7 protein-coding genes are annotated in these 6,336 nt (G+C 69.8%); 4 read left to right on the top strand and 3 right to left on the bottom strand.

Annotated features, from left to right (window positions below; genetic code table 11):
* Window positions 1–98: 98 nt before the first annotated feature.
* Complete coding sequence (locus tag AC5WRT_RS38545) at window positions 99–782, top strand: DUF4097 family beta strand repeat-containing protein (RefSeq protein ID WP_496101078.1); 684 nt, start codon at window positions 99–101, stop codon at window positions 780–782.
* A 319-nt stretch (window positions 783–1,101) separates the two neighbouring features.
* Window positions 1,102–1,806: an LmbU family transcriptional regulator gene (locus AC5WRT_RS38540; RefSeq protein ID WP_496098610.1), complete on the top strand. Its 705-nt coding sequence runs from the start codon at window positions 1,102–1,104 to the stop codon at window positions 1,804–1,806.
* A gap of 27 nt (window positions 1,807–1,833) precedes the next feature.
* Here AC5WRT_RS38540 and AC5WRT_RS38535 read toward each other — a convergent pair whose 3' ends face one another.
* Window positions 1,834–2,478 carry an FMN-binding negative transcriptional regulator gene (locus AC5WRT_RS38535; protein WP_496098608.1) on the bottom strand — a complete coding sequence of 215 codons (645 nt, stop codon included), beginning with the start codon at window positions 2,476–2,478 and terminating at the stop codon, window positions 1,834–1,836.
* Window positions 2,479–2,778: 300 nt separating this feature from the next.
* Between AC5WRT_RS38535 and AC5WRT_RS38530 the strand changes: the two genes are divergently transcribed.
* A complete protein-coding gene (locus tag AC5WRT_RS38530) occupies window positions 2,779–4,125 on the top strand; it encodes a lysine N(6)-hydroxylase/L-ornithine N(5)-oxygenase family protein (RefSeq protein WP_496098607.1) in 1,347 nt (448 codons plus the stop codon).
* 87 nt (window positions 4,126–4,212) lie between these two features.
* Here AC5WRT_RS38530 and AC5WRT_RS38525 read toward each other — a convergent pair whose 3' ends face one another.
* The gene (locus tag AC5WRT_RS38525; RefSeq protein ID WP_496098606.1) at window positions 4,213–4,443 is read right to left on the bottom strand and encodes an MbtH family protein; all 231 of its coding nucleotides are present in this window, start codon (window positions 4,441–4,443) and stop codon (window positions 4,213–4,215) included.
* Between the two features lie 350 nt (window positions 4,444–4,793).
* Between AC5WRT_RS38525 and AC5WRT_RS38520 the strand changes: the two genes are divergently transcribed.
* Complete coding sequence (locus AC5WRT_RS38520) at window positions 4,794–5,141, top strand: hypothetical protein (protein WP_496098605.1); 348 nt, start codon at window positions 4,794–4,796, stop codon at window positions 5,139–5,141.
* Window positions 5,142–5,233: 92 nt separating this feature from the next.
* On the opposite strand, the gene ddaH is transcribed toward AC5WRT_RS38520, so the two are convergent.
* Window positions 5,234–6,082: a dimethylargininase gene (ddaH, locus tag AC5WRT_RS38515; RefSeq protein WP_496098604.1), complete on the bottom strand. Its 849-nt coding sequence runs from the start codon at window positions 6,080–6,082 to the stop codon at window positions 5,234–5,236.
* Window positions 6,083–6,336 lie beyond the last annotated feature (254 nt).

The following is a 6,336-nucleotide window of genomic DNA, read 5'->3' as shown; positions in this document are numbered from 1 at the left end:
TATTGGCATTCTACGCAACGAGACAGTTGCCGGAAGGACGAACGCAACGTAGCGTTTCCCTCATCGGAAACCACGACCGCGAGCCGGAGGAGCCCACCGTGCAGAAGAACCCGAACCCCCAGAAGTTCGACACCCCCACCCCCATCACCGCCGCCCTCGACATCCCCGCCGGCCGCCTCCAGTTCATCGCCGCCGACCGCAACGACACCACCATCGAGGTGCGGCCCGCCGACCCCGGCAAGAACCGCGACATCAAGGCCGCCGAGGAGATCACGGTCTCCTACGGCGACGGCGTCCTGCGCATCCAGGCCCCCGAAGCCGGCAACCGGTTCCTCGGGAACTCCGGATCCGTCGAGATCACCGTCCAACTGCCCGCCGGCTCCCGCATCGAAGCCAGGACCGCCGCCGCCGAACTCCGGGGCGTCGGACGACTCGGCGACGTAGCCCTCGAGGGCGGCCACCGCTCGGTCAAGCTCGACGAAGCCGCCAGCGCCCGCCTCACCGCCCACGACGGCGACATCACCGTCGGCCGCCTGACCGGCCCCGCAGAGATCAGCACCCAAAGGGGCGACATCCGCATCACCGAAGCCCACGCCGGCACCCTCACCCTCACCACCCAGCACGGCAACATCTCCGTCGACACCGCACAGGGCATCTCCGCCTCACTCGACGCCGGCACCACCTACGGCCGCGTCCACAACTCCCTCAGGAACGACGGCACCCCCCACCTGACCATCCACGCCACCACCGCCTACGGCGACATCACCGCCGCAGGCCACTGACCGCAGGATGACGAGCACGGCCCGGCCGGCCCCGTCACAGGCCCCTCCCGGGAGGCACTGAGACAGCGGCCGGCGCGGGCGTAGGTGTCCCGTCGGCGGGACACACCGGCGTCATGCCACGGAGACGTTCGACGCGCAACCGTTCGAGTGCCACTCCGGCCCAGCTCCACCCCGCCCTGCGAGGCTTCTCGCCGGTTATGTGGACCCTTTTCATGGAGGCATGATGACGCGTCAGGCCGGTCGGACCGCGGGGTCGCACGGCGGCCCGGCACCCGCGCTCCCGCAGACCCCTTCGCGACAGCCACCGACCGCCGGGGCCGTGCCGCGCCGGGGCCAGGTGCTGACGACCAAGGTGGGCCTCCGGATGCCGGCCAAGATGGCCTACGACGAGTGGGAGCGGGCCGGGCGCCAGCTCGCCGACGTCCTCGACTCGTCCTCCTGGTGGCTGGGCGACTGGCTCGTGTACGGCAAGGACCACTACACCGACCGGTACCAGCGGGGGATACGCGCCGCGGGTCTGTCGTACCAGACCCTGCGCAACTACGCCTGGGTCTCCCGGCGCTTCGACCTCACTCGGCGCCGGCCCGCCCTGAGCTTCCAGCACCACGCCGAGCTGGCCTCCATGCCGGTCGAGGAGCAGGAACTCTGGCTCGACCGCGCCGAGCAGCAGCAGTGGACCACCAAGCAGCTGCGCGGCGCCATCCGCGCCGCGCGCCAGGGCGAGCAGCAGCCGCGCACCCCTGCCGGGCCGATCCGTCGCCTGGAGGTCCCCGACAGCCGTCTCCAGTGGTGGCACAAGGCTGCTGAGCAGTTGGGCCTCGACTTCGAGCAGTGGGTGATGACCACGCTGGACAGCGCGGCCTCGAGCGCCCTGCAGGACCTCGGCACGCCGGAGGAGCGCAAGGAGATCCCGGGGCTCACGCGCGTCAAGAGCCTGGCCGCGCCGGCGGCGGGCATCCCCGAGGGGAACACCCGGCCCGGGGTGCTCACCGAGCGGACACGCCCGGTGGCCATCAGTGCCTGAGGTCCCGACACCGGCACCTTCGGCACGTCACGGCAGCCGGCTCATCAGCCCGGAGACCTCGCGCTTGTAGGCGCACCCGCTCTGGCCGAACGACTCCCGCACCCGCTCGCGCACCTCCCCCGGCTGCTCCTGGCTGAGCTTGAACATGCCCTCGGCCCCGGTCACCGTGAACCGGAAGGCACCGACAGCGGGCACGATCTTGCGGAAGTAGTCGAGCGACTCGGTCATGTCCCAGCCGTTGCCGAACGCCCCCTCGTAGGCGCGCACGGTGGACTGCACCACGCCCAGCGTCTCCTCGATCGAGTCGATCTTCTCGACCACGCCCCGGACGTGCACCGCGGTGAAGTTCCAGGTCGGGGCGGCCGGCGTCACCTCGTACACCGTGGGCGACACATAGGAGTGCGGACCGGTGAACGTCAGCAGCAGGACGCTGCCCGTCTCCAGGGCCGCCCAGTGCGGGTTGGCCCGGTTCATGTGCCCGAGCAACGTGGCCCCCGGCAGTTCGCCGGACCGGTCGCCGGAGGTCTCGGGGTCGAAGATGACCGGCAGATGGGTGGCGAAGGGACCGTCCTCGGGGCTGCCGTTGGTCGCCGCGAGCGCCAACGGGTTGCCACGGATCAGGTCCACCATCCACGCACTGTCCGGTTCGCGATAAAAGCTCGGCACGAACATCCGGATTCACCTTTCGGCAATTGGCTCGGGGCATGGCTCTGGCTCAGGGCAGGACTGACGAATAACTACGGACACATACGCCATAGGCCGCGCCACGCGAAAATCTTGAGAATCCGCGCCGACCATACAGCCCGTCCCGTCGACGGGACAACGCTTTCGATCGCCCGGCGCCCCACAAGGCCGTCGAACCGTCTTCATGCCGTCCTCGAGTTGCCTTTTAGACACTTTCCGGAGAACACTGCAAGACGGTCTCTCGAGCCCACCGGTCGAGTTTTCCAGACGCAAGCGGGAGAATTTTCTATGGACATAACGGGTAGGCCCAGCCAAGAGATCTACGACGTGGTCGGTATCGGGTTCGGCCCGTCCAACATGTCGCTCGCGATCGCCCTGGAGGAACACGAGGCGAGCTCTCCGCAGCATCCGCTCACGTCTCACTTCTTCGAGCGGCAGCCCGCGTTCGGCTGGCACCGGAACATGTTGCTGCCGTCGACGACCATGCAGATCTCGTTCCTGAAGGACCTGGCGACCTTCAGGAATCCGACGTCCCGGTACAGCTTCATCTCGTATCTGCACGCCTCGAACCGGCTGGTGCAGTTCGTCAACAACCAGGACTTCTTCCCGACCCGCCAGGAATTCCACCACTACCTGGAGTGGGCGGCCGCCGGCCTGAGCGACCGGGTCACCTACGGCGCCGAGGTCACCTCGATCCGGCCCGCCGACGAGCCCGGCTCCACAACGCCCGACATCCTCGAGATCGAGGTGCGCGGCAGCGACGGCACGACCAGCGTGGTCAGCGCACGCAACGTGGTCATCTCGACCGGCCTGGTGCCGCGCATGCCCGAGGGCGTGGCGTCCGACGAACGGGTGTGGCACAGCTCTGAGTTCCTGAGCAGGTTCAACGCACAGGCCCTGGGCGACCTCAGGAGCGTGGCGGTGGTCGGCGCCGGCCAGAGCGCGGCCGAGATCACCCGGTTCCTCTACGACTCGCTGCCGCACGCCCAGGTCACCGCGGTCATCCCGTCCTACGGCTACTCCGTCGCCGACGACACGCCCTTCGCCAACCAGGTGTTCGACCCCAGCGCCGTCGACGAATACTACTTCGGCACCGAGCGGGCGCGGGACTCGTTCTGGCGCTATCACCGCAACACCAACTACTCGGTGGTCGACGCCGACGTCATCCGGGCCCTGTACCAGCGGTCGTACGACGAGCAGGTGCGCGGCACCCAGCGGCTGCACTTCCGCAACCTCACCCGGGTCGCCGAGGTCGAACGCCTCGGCAGCGGGGCGCGGGTGGTCGTGCGCTCGGTGCTCGACGACCGCACGGAGGAACTGGTTCTGGACGCCCTGGTGTTCGCCACCGGCTACGACGGCCTGGACCCGGCGCGCCTGCTCGGCGACTTCGACCGGCACTTCCTGCGCGACGCGACGGGCAAGCACCGGGTGGAACGCGACTATCGTCTCGTCCCCGCAACCGGACTGACCGCCGGTGTCTACCTTCAGGGCGGCACCGAGCACACCCACGGTCTGTCGTCGGCCCTGCTGTCGAACATCGCGGTGCGCAGCGGCGAGATCGCCGATTCGATCGTGCTGCGGCGCACCGAGCGGGAGCTGGGTGGCGCCGTGGAGGTCGCGCGCTCGGCCGCCTGAGGCGGCACGGCAGGCGGTGGGCCCCGGTGCTGCCGCTGCAGCACCGGGGCCCACCCTCATGGCCGTACCGAGCGGCGCCCGGTCACCTCACGCGGCAGCGGCACCGGCCGCGCCGGTGTCCATCGCGCCCCGCGGGCTGCGCGGCCCAAGGTCGATCCAGCGCTCCCCCACGTACGCGAGGCACCTTTCGTGGCTCTCCTCGCCGAACACGAGGCGCCGGCCGGCGGGAACACCGGCGAACGCGGGACACTGCGAGCGCTGCTGCTCGTCGTTCACCAGAACGCAGAATCGGCCGCCACTCCAATTCAAGCTGTCCACGATCTACTTTCGAGGAAAAGCGCATCATCACCCGTGCGAGGGGTGGACCCGTGTGACAGTAGGAGCAGCAGCAGTTCCGAGCGAGTTGACGGAAATCGATGCTCCGTCGGCCCGCGTCCGCGCGGGATGATTGCGACGCGGTCACCGTGCGGGCCCACAGGTGTTCACCTTTCCAAGAGCCCGCATCACATCCACGTGTGCTCCTGTCGTACTCGAGCGCATGTCCACCGGTCATGGGGCCTGGCCCGTGGTCACGAGCCCCCGCAGAAGGGCGGAGGTCCTGAAGTGAGCGAGCAGCGGCACACCGGCATCCGAGCGACGACTCCCGAGCGAAGGCGAGGGCAGTGCCCGTGACACACACCCCCTGTGGGCCGGCAAGCGATGCCGGCTCCGGCGGCCCGGAATTCCGGCAGACGTCCCGGAAGGATCCGCCCGACGCTGTCATCCGCCTGCGGTTCGCCGACGCGATCGCGCTCGCCCGGGCCCGCGCCGCCTTCCGGGCCCGGCCGGGCCCGGGCTTCGGCGACGCGTGGAGCGACCCGGTGACGCTCACGCTCCAGATTCCGGGCGACGCCGGCACCGAGACCCTCCGGACCGTACTCGCCGTCCTCGACGCGGCAGCGGTTCCTGCCGAGTCGCTCACCGTGCACACCCACGAACTCGACGACCTCTTCGCCGCGTTCACCGCGCTGCCCTGAGCGTCAGGGGCGGTACCGCCACCGGCCCCGCCGCCCACCGCCCCGGAGCGCCGGGCGGCGGCCGCGGGGCTGTCGTGTCGCGACAGCGCGCGTCAGGACAGCGCGAGGGTGCAGCACTTGACGCTGCCGCCCGCCTTGAGCAGCTCCCCGAGGTTCACCCCGATCGGGTTGAAGCCCCGCTCCTTCAGCTGCGCGATGAGCCCGGTGGCCGCTTGCGGCAGCAGCACGTTGAGCCCGTCGGAGAAGGCGTTGAGGCCGAACACCGCGGCGTCCTCGTCCGAGGCGAGCACCGCGTCCGGGAACATCTCCCGCAGCACCGCCTGACTGCCCTGGCTGAAGGCCGCCGGGTAGTACATGACCTCGTCCGGGGAGAGCACCGAGAGCGCCGTGTCCAGGTGGTAGAAGCTCGGGTCGACCAGCGTCAGCCCCGTCACCGGGATACCGAAGAACTCCTGGGCCTCAGCGTGTGAGCGGGGATCGGTCCTGAAGCCGGTGCCGGCCAGCATCCGGCGTCCCACGCGCAGGTAGTCGCCCTCGCCCTCGTTGATGTGCTCCGGCCACAGCAGTTCCTTGAAGCCGTTGCGGGCGAACCACTCGAGGTAGGCCGGCCCCTCCGCGGTCCTCTCCCGGTGCCGGAACCGGGCGCCGAGCACCTTGCCGTCCACCACGGTGGCCCCGTTGGCGGCGAACACCATGTCCGGCAGACCCTCGACCGGCTCGACCAGCTCGACCGTGTGGCCGAGCGAGACATACAACTCGCGCAGCTGCTCCCACTGGAGCAGCGCCGCCCGGGCGTCCGTCGGCTTCTCCGGGTTCATCCACGGGTTGATGCTGTACGTCACGTCGAAGTACTGCGGGCGGCACATCAGCAGACGGTGTCGAACCGCCTTCCGTGCCGCGGCGGGTGCCGGTTCGTCGACTGCGGCGCCGTTCAGAGCCATGGCCGGGGTCCTCCTTGGGTTCTTCGTGAGGGAGACGTGCGCTCGGCGCCGCGGGGTGTGCGGAGCCGACCACTCGGGTCCGCGAACGAGCCGTCACCGGTGAGGTACGGGGCAGCGATGCTGCACGCCGGTCTCTGCCCCCGACTCTTGTGTGCCGGAGGGCAGTTGCCTGGCGTCCACGCTAATCCCGCACCCATGCCGTGCCCCGCTTCCGCTACCGGCGCTCGAGCGTTCTTCCAAGCGCGGCAGTGCCT

The organism is Streptomyces sp. NTD91, from assembly GCF_059510455.1.
This window is presented reverse-complemented; position numbering and strand designations above follow the sequence as displayed.